The following is a 15,968-nucleotide window of genomic DNA, read 5'->3' on the forward strand; positions in this document are numbered from 1 at the left end:
GCGTCAGCCGGTCAATGCCCCGAGCGGATCGTCCAGTACCGGCTGCCAGGCCAACTCGGCCGCTCCGACCAGGCTGTTGTGGTCCAGGGTGCAGGCGAGGATCGGCACCCCGCCGCTGCGTCCCCACAGGCTGCGGTCGGCGACGACGGCCCGCAGCCGGTCCGGGTCGGCGTCCAGCAGGGCGCGGTGCAGCCCGCCGAGGATGATGCGGTCCGGGTTGAGGATGTTGACCAGGCCCGCAAGGCCGAGGCCGAGGCGGTCGATCAGCGCCTCGATGGCCGTGCGCACGGCCGGATCGGCGCTCTCGTCGCGGATCAGTTCGTTGGACTGCTGGAGCAGCGACACCTCGGGGCCCGGGGTCCGGCCGGCCGCGGTCAGGAAGGCCAGCGGGTCGGCCTCGACGTCGAGGCAGCCGCGGCTTCCGCAGTGACAGGGGCGTCCCTCGGGATTGACCGTGAGGTGGCCGACTTCGAGGGCGAGCCCCGAACTGCCGGTGTGCAGACGGCCGTCGAGCACCAGCGCGCCGCCGACGCCCCGATGTCCGGTGGCCACGCACAGCAGGTCGCGGGCACCCCGGCCCGCTCCGTGCCGGTGCTCGGCGAGGGCCGCGAGGTTGACGTCGTTGGCGGCGAACGCCGGCCCGTCGATCCCGGCCGCGCGTACCCGCTCGGCGAAGATCTCCCGGACGGGTGAGCCGGCGGGCCAGGCCAGGTGCAGGGGATTGAGCGCCAGCCCCTCGGGCTCGGCGACGGCCGACGGGACCGCGAGCCCGGCACCCACACAGCGGCGCCCGGTCTCCCGGAGCAGTTCCGCGCCCGCGTCGACCACCGAGCCGAGCACCTTCGCGGGGTCGGCGTCGACGGTCTCGCAGCCGGGCGCGGTCGCGACGATCCGGCCGCCGAGACCGACCAGCGCGGCCCGGAAGCCGTCGGCGTGCACCTGCGCCGCCAGCGCGACGGGCCCGTCGTCGGCGACCTCCAGCCGGTGCGAGGGCCGCCCCTGGGAACCGGCGGCGGCGCCCGGCCGCGCGTCGACCCTGATCAGCCCGAGGGCCTCCAGTTCGGCGGCCACCGCACCCGCCGTCGCCCGGGTGACGCCCAGCTCGGCGGTCAGTACGGCACGTGTCGGCGCCCGGCCGGTGTGCACCAGTTCCAGCGCCGGTCCGAGCGCTCCGCGCCCCCGGTCGAGCCGTGTCCGCGTGCTGCCATCCCCCGCCGTCCGGGGGCCCGCCTTGCCGTTCATGAAGGCGATCCTCCCATGATCCGCTCGCGCGGGGCCCGCCCGGTCACGGCGCCACCGCCCGGCCGTGGGAGCGCTTGCCCCTACGGTGCCGCCCCGGGCGGGAAGCCGCCGGCCCGGAGCGTGAGGTTCAGCCGCCCGGTCAGCCCCAACTCCGGGGGCGCCGTGCCCGCGTACACCTTCGGGACCCCGTGGTACGCGAGCCGTGACGGGCCCCCGAACACGAAGAGGTCGCCGCTGCGCAGCTCGACGTCGGTGTAGGGCCGGGTGCGGGTCTCCGTGTTGCCGAACCGGAAGACACAGGTGTCGCCCAGGCTCAGCGACACGACCGGCGCGTCGCACGATTCGTCGCTGTCCCGATGCATGCCCATGCGGGCGTCGCCGTCGTAGAAGTTGATCAGGGCGATGTCGTACGCGGCGGACGCCCCTGCGGCGAGGGCCTCGGCTCCGAGGGCGTCCGTGACAGCTTCCCGGGCCAGCCCGGCGAGTCGGTCGGGGAAGGGCTTCACCGGCGATCCGTCGCCGTCGACCACGGTCCGCGCGTAGCCGTACGGATACCAGTGCCAGCCGAGACACACCTGCCGCGCGGTCATCGTCCCGCCGCCGGGGGTGTGGACCGTGCGCAGGCCCGCGGGCGGGCGGGCCCAGTCGCGGCAGGCCTGAAGGAGCCGCCGCTGGCGTCCCGCGTCCAGCCAGTCGGGCAGGTGCACGGCACCGGGCGCCACCACCGTCCTGCCGCGCGGGAACAGCTCCGCGTCCATCGACATGCCCCCATCCTCGCGCACCCGGGGCGGCCGGGTCCCTTAGCCTTGAGCCACCATGAACGACCGGATGACGACACCCTGGGGCGAGTACGAGCTCGCCCGCTTTCCCGAGGACCCCCGCGACCGGCTGCGGGCCTGGGACGCCGCCGACTCGTATCTGCTGCGGCACCTGGCGGAGAGCGAGATCCCGCTGACGGGTTCCGTCGTGATCGTCGGCGACCGGTGGGGCGCGCTCACCACGGCCCTCGCCGAGCGGCGGCCGACGCAGATCACCGACTCCCATCTGGCGCGGGAGGCGACCCGCGCCAACCTGGAGCGGGCCGGGGCCGACCCGTCCGGACCGCGGCTCCTGACGACCCAGGACCCGCCCCCCGAGCGGATCGACGTCCTACTCGTGCGGGTGCCGAAGAGCCTCGCCCTGCTGGAGGACCAGCTGCACCGGCTGGCGCCCGGCGTGCACGAGGGGACGGTCGTCGTCGGCACCGGGATGGTCAAGGAGATCCACACCTCGACGCTGCACCTGTTCGAGCGCATCCTCGGTCCGACCCGTACGTCGCTGGCCGAGAAGAAGGCCCGGCTGATCTTCTGCACCCCGCTCCAGGGGATCGCCCGGAAGTCCAACCCCTGGCCTTACAGCTACCGCCTGCCGGACGACGTCGGCCCGGTGTCCGGCCGCACCGTCGTCAACCACGCGGGCGTCTTCTGCGCCGACCGCCTCGACATCGGCACCCGCTTCTTCCTGTCGCACCTGCCGCGCAGCCGGGGCGCCGAGCGGGTCGTGGACCTGGGCTGCGGCAACGGTGTGCTCGGCACCGCCGTGGCGCTGGCCAATCCCGAGGCCGAGGTGCTCTTCGCGGACGAGTCCTACCAGGCGGTGGCCTCGGCGGAGGCGACGTACCGGGCGAACGCCGACGGGAGGGCCGAGTTCCGGGTCGCCGACGGACTGGAGGGCGTCCCGTCCGGCAGCGTCGACCTCGTCCTGAACAATCCCCCGTTCCACTCCCACCAGGCGACGACGGACACGACCGCCTGGCGGATGTTCTCCGACGCGCGGCGCACGCTGCGGCCGGGCGGCGAGCTGTGGGTCATCGGCAACCGTCACCTGGGCTATCACCTGAAGCTGCGACGCCTCTTCGGCAACAGCGAACTGGTCGCCGGTGACGCCAAGTTCGTGATCCTCCGGGCCGTGAAGAAGGACACCGGACGGTAGGCCGGCGGCCCGGAACAGGAGGCCGGGCCGGCCCTCGCCGGGCTCGCGAGGGACGCCCAAACTCCGCACCACGGACAGAATTCCCTCACTTTTTGATCACCCCTGGACACCGGCGGATACGACCGTAGAGTGATGCCGATCACCACGGACACCAGGGGGAACCATGTCGCGCCGCGCTGTCGTCATCGGCGGGAGCGTCGCCGGCATGCTCGCCGCCGCCGCCCTGTTCCGCTCCATGGACGAGGTGATCGTCCTGGAGCGCGACGACCTGCCGGACAGACCGGCCCCGCGCAAGTGGCTGCCGCAGGCGCGGCACGCCCATGTGCTGCTGCCCAGCGGACGGGACGCCATCCGGGAACTGCTTCCGGTGGCGGACGTGCACGGCCGTCTGCTCGCCGCGGGCGCGCGCGAGCAGTCCCTGACCGGCACGCTGGGTTTCGGCCCGCAGGGCTGGTACCGGCGCTGGCCGGACGTGACCGAGGACCTGCTGGTCACCTGCTGCAGCCGGGACCTGTTCGACTGGGTGCTGCGTGACGCGGTGCTGGGCACCACGCCCGTCGTCGTCCGCCGTGCCGAGGCGCTGTCCCTGCTGGGCACCGACCAGCGCGTCACGGGTGTCCGCGTCCTCGCCGAGGGCCTGGAGGAGGACCTGCGGGCCGATCTGGTAGTCGACGCGAGCGGACGGAACTCACGGGTCGAGCACTGGCTCGAGGGCCTCGGTGTGACGGACGTGCCCACCGACGAGGTCGACTCGGGTCTCGTCTGCGCCAGCCGGGTCTTCCGCGTCCCGAGGGGCGCGGAGAACTTCCCGCTGGTCCAGGTCGAGGCGGATCCGTCGACGGCCCGGCCGGGGCGTTCCGGTGCCCTGGTCCCGATCGAGGACGGGCGCTGGCTGGTCACCCTGTCGGGGACCCGCGGCGCCGAACCCACGACCCACCCGGGCGGGTTCACCGATTTCGCCCTGGGCCTGCGCCACCCGCTCATAGGCCGGCTCATATCGGGCGCCGAGCCGCTGAGCGAGGTCTTCCTCAGCCGGAACACCCGCAACAGGCGGCGCGACTTCGAGAAGGCGGTGATGCCCGAGGGCCTGGTGGTGCTCGGTGACGCCGTCGCCACCTTCAACCCCGTCCACGGCCAGGGCATGTCCGTCGCGGCCCTGGGCGCGCAGGCGCTGAGCCGGCAGCTGCGGCAGACCGACGTCACCGCGCCCGGGTTCGCCCGGGCGGTGCAGCGTGCGGCCGCCCGTTCCGTGTCCGCCGCGTACGCGATCAGCACGTCCCAGGACCAGTGGTTCCCGGAGGTCGTCGGCCGGGCCCCCTCGCTCGTGGACCGGCTGCTCAGCACCTACATGGGTCGGCTGGCACGCGTGGCCACCACCTCGTACGCGGTGTCGGCGGCCCGGTCCAAGGTCGCGGCACTCCAGGCCGAGCCGAGCCGGCTGCTGCACACCGAGCTGCTGCTCGCCACGCTGAAGGGTCCTGTCATGGAGCCCCTGGACGGGCCCCCGCTGACCTTCGAGGAGAGCGCCTTCGTCGACGCCATGGGCCCGCTCGCCGTCTGACCGGCGCCCCCCTGGAGCCGACCCCGTCCCGCACCCCCGGCCCACGCGGTCAGGACAGTTGCCCCGCCGTGGTCCTGCGGGACTGGACCGCCGCGTCGACGATCGGGGTCCGCACCGCCTTCGACAGGCTGAGCAGCGACGGCTGGCACGTGTCCAGCGACCGCGAACCGGCGGCCGGCGGACGCATCCGGGCACTGACCGACACCACCACGTCCACGTCGCCCACCGAGATGCCGATGGTGCCGGTCTGCGCGACGGGGGTCGGGGTCTCGGCGAGCGCGGCCACCGCGACCATGGCGGCGATCCCGATCGTCTCCGCCTCGGCGGCTGTCGATCCGGCCGCCAGCGCGTCCCGGCAGGCCCGGCTGCGTACCTGGTCGTCGAGCTGTCCGGCGAGCCGCCTCAGGCCGTCGCGGATGGCGGTCTCGCGGGTGGTGAGCCGCAGTTCGACGTCGCCGAGCGTCCGCCAGGAAAGCTCAGTGACACAGCGCCGACGGCCGGTCGGTCCCGCCAGCAGCCGGAACAGCGGGCGCAGGCGCACGAAGGTGACCGCCGAGTCGATGCGCGGGCCGACGAGGGGCAGGATGTAGCCGGCCGAGGCGAGACAGGAGCCGACGGCCACCAGCGGGGCGACACTGGTGCTGAGGCCGTCCCAGCGGTGGCCGAGCCAATGAGCGGTCAGGGCGACGAACTTGACGACTCCGTAGGCGCTGGTGAAAAGCCAGCCGAGCACCAGCAGGACCAGCGAGCCCCGGGTCCAGCGGCTCACCTTGCGGATCCAGCTCCAGCACAGCAGGGTCGTCGTCACCGCCGCCACCGAGTGCGCCAGCAGATAGAGCACGATCATCTCGCGGATGTACGGCGTCGAGGCGTAGTAGGTGTCGAAGTCGGCCCGGCGTTCGACCGGTGCGTCGCCCAGCGCGAACAGGACGCCCTCCGCGGCGATCACCGCGAGATAGCTGAACAGCCAGGCCCGGGCCGTGCGCCGCACCTGGACGGGGTCGCTGCCCCGCCAGTGCACGATGAGGATGAGGGAGGCCGCGCCGAAGGCGGTCACCGCGCCGTAGGTCAGCGGCGCCGCCATGTTCGCGATGCCGGTGACGCGGTTGACGAGGATCACGGTGGGCGGGGCGCCGAGCACGAAGCAGAGCCCCGAGAGCAGGATGACGGCGCAGAACGACCGCTTGAGCGGGTCCGTCCGGTGCCGGAGCAGGTCGGGCAGCTGGGCTGCGAGTCCCGTCCAGAGGACCGCCGCGGCGAAGTAGTAGATCAGTCCGTTCACATGGGCCCCAGACGCAGGCGCGGACGGGGCCCACGGTACGCGCCGTGGCGCGGGCCGGTTCCGGACGAAGGCCGGTTCACCGGGGTACACATACCGTCGTCGCGTGCCGGCATACGGATATCAGCCAGAAGTTGACCGCTCAAGGCCCTCTCCGTTCCGCGGCCGGTCCAGCGTCGGCCGTGCCCCGAAAACACCGCAAACCCCTGCTCCCCGCGTTCATGGGGGCAGGGGCACCCGTATCCGAGTGGCCTTCGGGGCGAACGTTCACCCGCGAGCGCGCCGTGCCCTTTCGGCCTCCTCATAGATGCTCACCCTAGCCACCTTCACGCCCGCTCGAACTGCCGTCGGTGCAAAAGCACATGTGTGGAAAGTTGCTTCCGAACGACGGCATGTCCGCGGCGAGGTCGCTTTGGGGCGAATATCCGGCTGTGGTGGCATCGGTACGGGGCATCTGTCGGGGTGTCGGGGCGGTTCGCGCCTGCCGTCTCCGGGCGGCCGGGCTCGCGGTCAGGCCCGCAGCGTGCCGATGAGCGACGTCACCGTCCGCGCCATCGCCTCCCGTCCCACTCCCAGGTACTTCCGCGAGTCCACGGCGTCGGGGCTGGCCGTGAGGAACTCACGGATGGCGGCCGTCATGGCGATGTTCAGGGCGGTGCCCACGTTGACCTTGGCGATCCCGCCCGCGACGGCCGTCCGCAGCTCCGCGTCGGGCACTCCGGAGGAGCCGTGCAGGACGAGGGGCACGGCGAGTGTGGCGGCCAGCCGCTTGAGGAGGTCGTGGTCGAGGGCCGCGGTCCGGGTGGTCATCGCGTGCGAGCTGCCGATCGCGACGGCCAGCGCGTCCACACCGGAGTCGGCGACGAAGGCACGGGCCTCCATGGGATCGGTACGGGCTCCGGGCGCGTGGGCGTCCCGCGGCGCCTCACCGTTCTTGCCGCCGATCTCACCCAACTCGGCCTCGATCCACAGACCTTGGGCGTGCGCCCAGTCGGCGGCGGCCCGGGTCGCGGCGAGGTTCTCCTCGTACGGCAGGCGCGAGGCGTCGTACATGACGGAGCCGAACCCGGCACCGGGCGCCTGACGCAGCAGGTCGTCGCTCTGTACGTGGTCGAGGTGCAACGCGACGGGTACGGAGGCCCGTTCGGCGGCGGCGGTCGCGGCCCGGGCCAGCGGGAGCAGCCGTCCGCGGCGGAATCTGACCGCGTTCTCGCTGACTTGGAGGACGACGGGCGCCGCGGCCGATTCCGCCCCGGCTATGACGGCTTCGATGTGTTCCAGGGTGATGACGTTGAACGCGGCGACGGCGGTCCGGGCCGCGGCGGCCCGGGCGACCAGGTCACCGGTTGCTGCGAGGGGCACAACTCCTCCTGCTCCATGGGGGATCGGACGGGTCCTTCGCCGTTGGCGCCCCGACGGGCCCCGTCGGCTCGGCGGCTCGGTGGCGGCTCGACGGCTTGGGTGGGCCTCAGTGAGTGCGGTGAGGTGGCCGCGCCGGCGGCCTCGGCCGCGCGCGGTCAGTGACCGAGGATCACCGAGCGGGTGAGGTGGCGGGGCCGGTCGGGGTCCAGACCGCGGAGAGCGGCGACGGCGACGGCGAGGCGCTGGACGCGCACGAGTTCGGCGAGCGGGTCGAGGCCGCCGTCCACCCAGAGGCCGCCCGTCTCCCGGACCTGTCCGGCCAGCCCCTCGGGCGCCTCACCGAGCACCCAGGTGGCGGTGCCGTCGGTCGTGATGCTGATGGGACCATGCCGGTACTCCATCGCCGGGTAGGCCTCGGTCCAGGCGAGGGACGCCTCCCGCATCTTGAGCCCGGCCTCGTTGGCGAGCCCGACGGTCCAGCCGCGCCCGAGGAAGGTGAACTGCGAGCAGCCGACGAGCTCTTCGGACAGCGGGGCCTCGAGCGCGGTGCGGGCGTCCGCGACGACGCCGTCCTCGTGCAGGCCCAGATGGGCGCGGAGCAGGGTGAAGGCGGTGGTCGCGAAACGGGTCTGCACGACGGAGCGTTCGTCGGCGAAGCCGAGCACGACGACGTCGTCCGCGGACGTCATCACGGGTGTGTCCGGATCGGCGGTGACGGCGGTGGTGCGCACGCGCCCGCGCAGCCGTCCGAGCAGTTCGAGCACCTCGGTGGTCGTCCCCGAACGGGTCAGGGCGACCACACGGTCGTACGACCGGCCGGCGGGGAACTCCGAGGCCGCGAAGGCATCCGACTCCCCTTGCCCGGACTGCTCGCGCAGCACGGCGGCGGCCTGCGCCATGAAGTACGACGTGCCGCACCCCACGATCGCGACCCGTTCCCCCTCCGCCGGCAGCGCGGACTTGTGCGCGGGCGCCTCTTCGGCGGCGCGGATCCAGCACTCGGGCTGGCTGCTCAGCTCGTCCTCGACATGCGTCATGCCGTACCCCTCCCGTGGATGCTTGTTTCTGCAAGATATAGCGAGCTTTCGAGCACAATCAAGCATCGAGCTCGGGGATACGGTGCGTTAAGGTCACGGAGGACCGAGGAACGGAGGGCCCTGATGTCGCGGGACGCCCGGTGGAAGGCGCTGCTGGAACTGCTGGTGGAGCAGGGCCGCCTGGACGTCGAGGAGGCGGCCGCGCGGCTTGAGGTCTCCGCGGCGACGATCCGGCGCGACTTCGACCAGCTCGCCGAGCAGCAGATGCTCGTGCGCACCCGGGGCGGAGCGGTCGTCCACGGCGTCTCGTACGAACTGCCCCTGCGCTACAAGACCGCGCGGCGCGCCTCGGAGAAGCAGAGGGTCGCGAAGGCGGTGGCCGACCTGATCACCCCCGGCGAGGCGGTGGGCCTCACCGGCGGCACCACGACGACCGAGGTGGCCCGCGCCCTGGCCGTTCGCCCGGACCTGACCTCGGGCTCCCCCGCACTGACCGTGGTGACGAACGCGCTGAACATCGCGAACGAGCTAGCCGTGCGCCCCCAGTTCAAGATCGTGCTGACCGGAGGCGTCGCCCGCCCGCAGTCGTACGAACTGATCGGGCCGTTGGCTGACGCCGTGCTCCAGCAGATCACCCTGGACGTCGCGGTGCTGGGCGTGGTCGCGTTCGACGCCGAGCACGGGGCGGCCGCCCACGACGAGGCGGAGGCCGCGATCAACCGCCTGCTGTGCGAGCGGGCCGAGCGCGTGATCGTCGCCGCCGACTCCAGCAAGCTGGGGCAGCGCGCCTTCGCACGGATCTGCTCGACCACGTCGGTGGACACCCTCGTCACGGACACGGCGGCGGACCCCGGGACGATCCGCCGCTTCGAGGAGGCGGGCATCGAGGTCATGGCCGTATGACCCGCCCGCACTCCCACCCGAACCCGCCGACTGCCACCGCCTGAGCACCGGGCCTCACCAACCACCGCCCTCCGGCCGGCAGATCCCGGCAACCACCGCCCTCCGGCTGGAGGCACGAGCCTGTCCGGCCGTGACGGCCCACGGGCTGGCCGACCATCGGAGCCGGCACACCAGCCCTGACCAGGCATTTCGGGCCCCGCCAGCCTTCCTCACGCTGCCCTCCACACCCCCATTCCCCCGGGCGGGAGCCCGCTCCGCACTCCTCAGCCGGCGCACAGGGAACCCCCTCGGCGATCAGAAGAGAGGGCCGGTTACCATATGAGCGCCGCCTAGCTCGAAAGATGATTCCTGTGACTGTCAACGACGACGCGTTCACCAACTGGAAGACCCGCGAAGAGATCGCGGAATCGATGATCCCGATCATCGGGAGGCTGCACCGGGAGCATGACGTCACCGTCCTGCTGCACAGCCGTTCCCTGGTGAACAAGTCGGTAGTGAGCATCCTCAAGACCCACCGCTTCGCCCGGCAGATAGCCGGCGAGGAGCTGTCGGTCACCGACACGCTGCCGTTCCTGCGGACGCTGACCACGCTCGACCTCGGTCCGTCCCAGATCGACATCGGCATGCTGGCCGCGACGTACCGGGCCGACGACCGCGGCCTGTCCGTCGAGGAGTTCACCGCCGAGGCCGTCGCCGGCGCCACCGGCGAGAACAAGATCGAGCGCCGCGAGGGACGCGACGTCGTCCTCTACGGCTTCGGCCGCATCGGCCGCCTGCTCGCCCGGCTCCTCATCGAGAAGACCGGCTCCGGCAACGGCCTGCGTCTGCGCGCGATCGTCGTGCGCCAGGGCGGCGACCAGGACATCGTCAAGCGCGCCTCGCTGCTGCGCCGCGACTCGATCCACGGCCAGTTCCAGGGCACGATCACCGTCGACGAGGCGACCAGCACGATCATCGCCAACGGCAACGAGATCAAGGTCATCTACGCGAACGACCCGTCCGAGATCGACTACACGACGTACGGCATCAAGGACGCCATCCTCGTCGACAACACCGGCAAGTGGCGTGACCGCGCGGGTCTGTCGAACCACCTGCGTCCCGGCATCGACAAGGTCGTCCTCACGGCTCCGGGCAAGGGCGACGTCCCGAACATCGTGCACGGCGTCAACCACGACACGATCAAGCCGGACGAGCAGATCCTGTCCTGCGCCTCCTGCACCACCAACGCGATCGTGCCGCCGCTCAAGGCCATGGCCGAGGAGTACGGCGTCCTGCGGGGCCACGTGGAGACCGTCCACTCGTTCACCAACGACCAGAACCTGCTGGACAACTACCACAGCTCGGACCGCCGGGGCCGCTCCGCGCCGCTCAACATGGTCATCACCGAGACCGGCGCCGCGTCCGCGGTCGCCAAGGCGCTGCCCGACCTCAAGGCGCCGATCACCGGCAGCTCGATCCGGGTTCCGGTGCCGGACGTCTCCATCGCGATCCTCAGCCTGCGCCTGGGCCGCGCGACCACCCGCGAGGAGGTCCTGGACTACCTCCGCAACGTCTCGCTGACCTCGCCGCTCAAGCGCCAGATCGACTTCATCAGCGCCCCCGACGCGGTGTCCAGCGACTTCATCGGCTCGCGCCACGCGTCGATCGTGGACGCCGGCGCCACCAAGGTCGAGGACGACAACGCGATCCTCTACCTCTGGTACGACAACGAGTTCGGCTACTCCTGCCAGGTCATCCGAGTCGTCCAGCACGTCTCCGGGGTCGAGTACCCCACGTACCCGGCTCCGGCGGTCTGAGCCGACGGCCACAGCCGCACACCGCTCGCCACCGGGATCTCCCGGTCGGCGGGCGGTGACCGGTGAGGGGCGACAGGGCATCCCGGAACACCGGGGCCCGGTCGCCCCTCCGCCGTTCCGGGACCGGGCCACCCGTCGTCCGCCCCTCTTCCGCGCCGGGACCCGGTCACACCCTTCCGCGCCGGGAACGGCTACGCCTGTTCCGTGCCGGGGACGCGTCACCCCTCGTCCGTACCGGGCGCCGGGCCACCCCTCGTCCGCACCCGCTCCACCGTCCCCCACCAGCGCGTTCTTCGGGTCACACCCACGCACCCCGGCCCGCCGTCTCCCTTGCCCCGAGCAGGGGAGACGTCTACCGTGAGTTTGTGCCGCTAATAAACAAAACGGTTCCGCACAGCGTTGTGCCGGATCGCTCCCTGACCCGACTCCGTATCGTCCTCACCACCTTCTTCGCCCTCGACGGCTTCGTCTTCGCCGGCTGGGTGGTCCGCATCCCCGCGATCAAGCACCAGACCGGCGCCTCCTCCGGAGCCCTCGGACTCGCCCTGCTCGGCGTCTCCGCCGGAGCCGTGATCACCATGATGCTCACGGGACGGCTCTGCCGGCGGTTCGGCAGCCACCCGGTGACCGTGGCCTGCGCGGCACTGCTGTCGCTGAGCGTCATCCTGCCCCCGTACGCCGGCTCGGTGACCGCCCTCGGGCTGATCCTGCTGCTCTTCGGAGCGGCGTACGGCGGTGCCAACGTCGCCATGAACAGCGCGGCCGTCGATCTCGTCGCCGCGCTGCGACGCCCGGTCATGCCCAGTTTCCACGCGGCCTACAGTCTCGGCGGGATGCTCGGGGCGGGTCTCGGCGGCCTGGTGGCCGGATACCTGTCACCGGCACGCCATCTCCTCGCGATCGCCGTCGTCGGCCTGCTCGTCACCGCTGTCGCGGGACGCTCGCTGCTGCGTCAGGAGGTGCCGTCGTCGCCGGATCGCGAACGGCGCGAGGGTTCCGCCGGGCAGCCGCTCGTGAGCGCCCGCACCCGCGGCCTGGTGGTGGTCTTCGGACTGATCGCGCTGTGCACCGCCTACGGTGAGGGCGCGCTCGCGGACTGGGGCGCGCTCCACCTCGAACAGGACCTGGACGCCCATCCGGCGATCGCCGCCGCCGGGTACGCGTGCTTCGCCCTCGCGATGACGATCGGCCGGCTCAGCGGGACGGCGCTGCTCGAACGGCTGGGCCGGACCCGCACGTTGGTGATCGGCGGCACGACGGCCTCGCTCGGCATGCTGCTCGGCTCCCTCGCCCCCTCCGTCTGGGCGGTGCTCCTCGGATTCGCCGTCACCGGACTCGGTCTCGCCAACATCTTCCCCGTGGCGGTCGACCGGGCCGGGGCGCTCGCCGGAGCGAGCGGGGTCGCCGTCGCCTCCACCCTCGGGTACGGGGGCCTGCTGCTCGGGCCGCCCGCGATCGGGTTCATGGCCGACTGGTACTCCCTGCCGACGGCGCTCACGAGCGTCGCGGTACTGGCGGCCGTGGCCGCGCTGATCGGCTTCGCGACGCGCCGCGCCGCCGTCGGGTGACACGTGCCGCCACGGAGCGAAACCGGCTCCGCGGGACTCTCGCCATGAGCCCGCGGAGCCGGTTTCGCCCCGGAGAGCCGCCGGGGCCGGCTCGTTCAACTCCCCCTGCCCGTCTCACACTCCGTGCGACCTGCCCGCCGTCGCACCCGCGTGGGGCACACTCTCGGCATGGAGATTCGGGAGTACGTGGAAACCCTGGACCGGGAAGGCCGTGCGCTGGCCGCCGCCGCGGAGAAGGCGGGAGTCGACGCCGCCGTGGTGACCTGTGCGGGCTGGCGGGTGAGGGATCTGCTGCGGCACACGGGCATGGTCCACCGCTGGGCCACCGCGTTCATCGCCGAGGGGCATTCCTCGTACCACCCGGACGGCGGTCTGCCGGACCTCGACCACGACGAACTGCTCGCCTGGTTCCGCGAAGGCCACCGCCGGCTCGTGGACACGCTGTCCGACGCGTCCCCCGACGTCCAGTGCTGGAGCTTCCTGCCGGCGCCCTCGCCGCTGGCCTTCTGGGCCCGCCGACAGGCGCACGAGACCACGGTGCACCGCGTCGACGCCGAGTCGGCACTCGGCGGGGACCCCACCCCCGTCGCGCCGGACTTCGCCGTCGACGGCATCGACGAACTTTTGCTCGGGTTCCACGCGCGCGAGAAGAGCGCGGTCCGCACCGAGGAGCCCCGCGTGCTGCGGGTACGCGTCACGGACCGCCCGGACACCGTGTGGACCGTACGCCTGTCGTCCGAACCGCCGCGCGCCGAACGCGCCGGCCGTCCCGTCACCGGCCAGGACACCGCCGAAGTGAGCGAGGCGGACTGCGAGTTGGCGGGACCGGCCGCGGACCTGTACATGGCCCTGTGGAACCGCGTCCCGTTCCCGGCCGTGTCGGGCGACACCTCGCTCGCCGCGCTGTGGCGGGAGAAGTCCGCGATCAACTGGAGCTGAGGCTCGTCCAGGGCCTGGGTATCACCTGGAGTCGAGACGTGTCCCGGAGGCCGGGCCCCCGGGACGGCCGGCCGAACGGGGTCTCCGGCCAGGTTCGACCGGCGGAGCGAGGCCTTCGGAACGGCTGGTCGAGCGGGGTCTTCGGGACAGCCTGTCGAGCGGGGCCTTCGCGACGGCCGGCCGAGCGGGGCCTTCGTTCGAGTTCGGCGGGCCGAGCCCTCCCCCCTCCCCGGCACCGGCCGGCACCGGCCGGGAAACACGCTCACCCGCCGGACGCCGTCCGGTCCCCCGCCAGCATCCGCGCCAGGACCGCCCGCTGCAACGGCAGTACCTCGCCGTGCAGTTCACGTCCCCTCGGCGTGGGACAGACCCGCACACCCCGCCGGTCCTCGGGGCACATCCCCCGCGTCACGAGGCCGTCCTTCTCCAGGCGTCCGATCAGCCGGGACAGCGCGCTCTGGCTGAGATGGACCCGCTCGGAGATCTCCTGCACGCGGAAACCGGCACCGCCGTCCGCCGCGGTGCCCGCGATCAGCAGGTCCAGGACCTCGAAGTCACTGGCCCCCAGGCCATGGGGATGCAGCTCACGGTCGAGTTCACAAACGGTCCGCGCGTGCACCGTCAGGATGTCGCGCCACCGGTCCACGAGCCCTCGCTCGGCATTCTCGCCCGCCATGCCCGCACCGTAGCAAAGAACCGAGTTTGTTGCATCGGAATTAAATGCGCTTGCATTGAATGCATGTGCATGTACTGTCGTCCCCATGACCTCTCCGCTCACCCACCCCGCGCCGGGCCGCTGGACTCCCCGGCTGTGGGGCACCCTCCTCGTGCTCTGCGCCGCGATGTTCCTGGACGCGCTGGACGTGTCGATGGTCGGCGTGGCCCTGCCGTCCATCGGTTCCGAACTCGACCTCTCCACCGCGACCCTGCAATGGGTCGTCAGCGGCTACATCCTGGGGTACGGCGGTCTGCTGCTCCTCGGCGGACGCACCGCCGACCTGCTGGGCCGACGCCAGGTGTTCCTCGTGGCCCTCGCGGTGTTCGCGCTCGCCTCCCTGCTCGGCGGACTCGTGGACTCCGGCCCGCTCCTGATCGCCAGCCGCTTCATCAAGGGACTGAGCGCAGCGTTCACCGCGCCCGCGGGCCTGTCGATCATCACCACGACGTTCGCCGAGGGCCCGCTGCGCAACCGCGCGCTCTCGATCTACACCACCTGCGCCGCCACCGGCTTCTCCATGGGCCTGGTCCTGTCCGGCCTGCTCACCGAGGCGAGCTGGCGGCTGACCATGCTGCTCCCCGCGCCCATCGCCGTCGCCGCCCTGTTCGCCGGCCTCCGGCTCATCCCGCGCAGCGAGCGCGAGAGGAACCACGGCGGCTACGACATCCCGGGCGCCGTCCTGGGCACCGCCTCGATGCTGCTGCTCGTCTTCACGGTCGTCCAGGCGCCCGAGGCCGGCTGGGGATCGGCCCGGACCCTGCTGTCCTTCCTCGCCGTCGCCGTGCTGCTCACCGTCTTCGTCCGGGTCGAGCGCCGCAGCCCGAGCCCGCTGATCCGGCTCGGCGTGCTGCGCTCCGGCAGCCAGATCCGGGCCCAGCTCGGCGCGATGGCGTTCTTCGGCTCGTACGTCGGCTTCCAGTTCCTGGTCACGCTGTACATGCAGTCGCTGCTCGGCTGGTCGGCGCTGCACACGGCGCTCGCCTTCCTCCCGGCCGGCGCGCTGGTGGCGCTGTCCTCCACGAAGGTCGGGGCCGTCGTCGACCGGTTCGGCACCCCGCGGCTGATCGCGGCCGGCTTCGCCCTGATGGTCGCCGGGTACGCCCTCTTCCTGCGCGTCGACCTCGACCCGGTCTACGCGACCCTGATCCTGCCGACCATGCTGCTGATCGGCGCCGCGTGCGCCCTGGTCTTCCCGTCCCTCAACATCCAGGCGACCAACGGCGTCGACGACCACGAGCAGGGCATGGTCTCGGGCCTGCTCAACACCTCCGTACAGGTCGGCGGCGCGCTCTTCCTCGCGGTCGTGACCGCCGTCGTGACCGCGAGCTCCTCCGCGGGCGCCTCCCCCCAGGACGTCCTCGACAGCTACCGGACCGGCCTGATGGTGGTGACCGGCATCGCCCTGACGGGCCTGCTGATCACCCTGCCCGGCCTGCGCACCCGGCGGCGGCACGAATCCGTCGTGGTCGCCGGGTCGGGCCGGTCCGCAGTGCCCGGACACGACGGTCAGTCTGTCGCGGCGGGGCTCACCACGGCGGACCCGGTGGCGGAACCGGTCGCCGCACGCGATCACTGACGGTCCGAACGATGCG

General features: G+C 72.3%; 13 protein-coding genes. 7 read left to right on the forward strand and 6 right to left on the reverse strand.

From position 1 onward, the window contains the following. Nucleotides 1-3 precede the first annotated feature (3 nt). Together IO36_RS03970 and IO36_RS03975 are read right to left on the reverse strand one after the other, a co-directional pair. Entirely contained in the window at nucleotides 4-1,242 is a 1,239-nt protein-coding gene (locus IO36_RS03970) for an ROK family protein (protein ID WP_037616036.1), read from the reverse strand. Between the two features lie 80 nt (nucleotides 1,243-1,322). Further along, the gene (locus IO36_RS03975; RefSeq protein ID WP_037616215.1) at nucleotides 1,323-2,000 is read right to left on the reverse strand and encodes an alpha-ketoglutarate-dependent dioxygenase AlkB family protein; all 678 of its coding nucleotides are present in this window, start codon (nucleotides 1,998-2,000) and stop codon (nucleotides 1,323-1,325) included. A gap of 58 nt (nucleotides 2,001-2,058) precedes the next feature. Between IO36_RS03975 and IO36_RS03980 the strand changes: the two genes are divergently transcribed. Continuing rightward, a complete protein-coding gene (locus tag IO36_RS03980) occupies nucleotides 2,059-3,213 on the forward strand; it encodes a methyltransferase (RefSeq protein WP_209441149.1) in 1,155 nt (384 codons plus the stop codon). A gap of 163 nt (nucleotides 3,214-3,376) precedes the next feature. Next, the gene (locus IO36_RS03985) at nucleotides 3,377-4,774 is read left to right on the forward strand and encodes an FAD-dependent oxidoreductase (RefSeq protein ID WP_037616038.1); all 1,398 of its coding nucleotides are present in this window, start codon (nucleotides 3,377-3,379) and stop codon (nucleotides 4,772-4,774) included. Between the two features lie 49 nt (nucleotides 4,775-4,823). On the opposite strand, the gene IO36_RS03990 is transcribed toward IO36_RS03985, so the two are convergent. The 3 genes from IO36_RS03990 to IO36_RS04000 form a co-directional block, all read right to left on the reverse strand. Continuing rightward, nucleotides 4,824-6,056, reverse strand: coding sequence for a DUF6545 domain-containing protein (locus IO36_RS03990; RefSeq protein ID WP_037616040.1), 1,233 nt, complete (start codon nucleotides 6,054-6,056; stop codon nucleotides 4,824-4,826). A gap of 507 nt (nucleotides 6,057-6,563) precedes the next feature. Next, nucleotides 6,564-7,415: a class II fructose-bisphosphate aldolase gene (locus IO36_RS03995; RefSeq protein ID WP_037616041.1), complete on the reverse strand. Its 852-nt coding sequence runs from the start codon at nucleotides 7,413-7,415 to the stop codon at nucleotides 6,564-6,566. Between the two features lie 155 nt (nucleotides 7,416-7,570). Then, the gene (locus tag IO36_RS04000) at nucleotides 7,571-8,452 is read right to left on the reverse strand and encodes an SIS domain-containing protein (protein ID WP_037616043.1); all 882 of its coding nucleotides are present in this window, start codon (nucleotides 8,450-8,452) and stop codon (nucleotides 7,571-7,573) included. A gap of 123 nt (nucleotides 8,453-8,575) precedes the next feature. Here IO36_RS04000 and IO36_RS04005 point away from each other — a divergent pair, with 123 nt between their 5' ends. The 4 genes from IO36_RS04005 (at nucleotide 8,576) to IO36_RS04020 (ending at nucleotide 13,658) form a co-directional block, all read left to right on the forward strand. Next, nucleotides 8,576-9,355 (forward strand): DeoR/GlpR family DNA-binding transcription regulator, encoded by a 780-nt coding sequence (locus IO36_RS04005; protein ID WP_037616045.1) that lies wholly within the window; start codon nucleotides 8,576-8,578, stop codon nucleotides 9,353-9,355. A gap of 350 nt (nucleotides 9,356-9,705) precedes the next feature. Beyond that, nucleotides 9,706-11,151 (forward strand): glyceraldehyde-3-phosphate dehydrogenase, encoded by a 1,446-nt coding sequence (locus tag IO36_RS04010; protein WP_037616047.1) that lies wholly within the window; start codon nucleotides 9,706-9,708, stop codon nucleotides 11,149-11,151. A gap of 401 nt (nucleotides 11,152-11,552) precedes the next feature. After that, a complete protein-coding gene (locus tag IO36_RS04015; RefSeq protein ID WP_037616049.1) occupies nucleotides 11,553-12,719 on the forward strand; it encodes an MFS transporter in 1,167 nt (388 codons plus the stop codon). A 168-nt stretch (nucleotides 12,720-12,887) separates the two neighbouring features. After that, nucleotides 12,888-13,658: a maleylpyruvate isomerase family mycothiol-dependent enzyme gene (locus tag IO36_RS04020; RefSeq protein WP_037616050.1), complete on the forward strand. Its 771-nt coding sequence runs from the start codon at nucleotides 12,888-12,890 to the stop codon at nucleotides 13,656-13,658. Nucleotides 13,659-13,920: 262 nt separating this feature from the next. Here IO36_RS04020 and IO36_RS04025 read toward each other — a convergent pair whose 3' ends face one another. After that, nucleotides 13,921-14,334, reverse strand: coding sequence for a MarR family winged helix-turn-helix transcriptional regulator (locus IO36_RS04025; RefSeq protein WP_037616052.1), 414 nt, complete (start codon nucleotides 14,332-14,334; stop codon nucleotides 13,921-13,923). A gap of 85 nt (nucleotides 14,335-14,419) precedes the next feature. On the opposite strand from IO36_RS04025, the gene IO36_RS04030 reads away from it, so the two are divergent. Further along, nucleotides 14,420-15,952 carry an MFS transporter gene (locus IO36_RS04030; RefSeq protein ID WP_051899964.1) on the forward strand — a complete coding sequence of 511 codons (1,533 nt, stop codon included), beginning with the start codon at nucleotides 14,420-14,422 and terminating at the stop codon, nucleotides 15,950-15,952. Nucleotides 15,953-15,968: the final 16 nt, after the last annotated feature.

The organism is Streptomyces aureus, assembly GCF_000725495.1.
GTDB lineage: Bacteria > Actinomycetota > Actinomycetes > Streptomycetales > Streptomycetaceae > Streptomyces > Streptomyces aureus_B.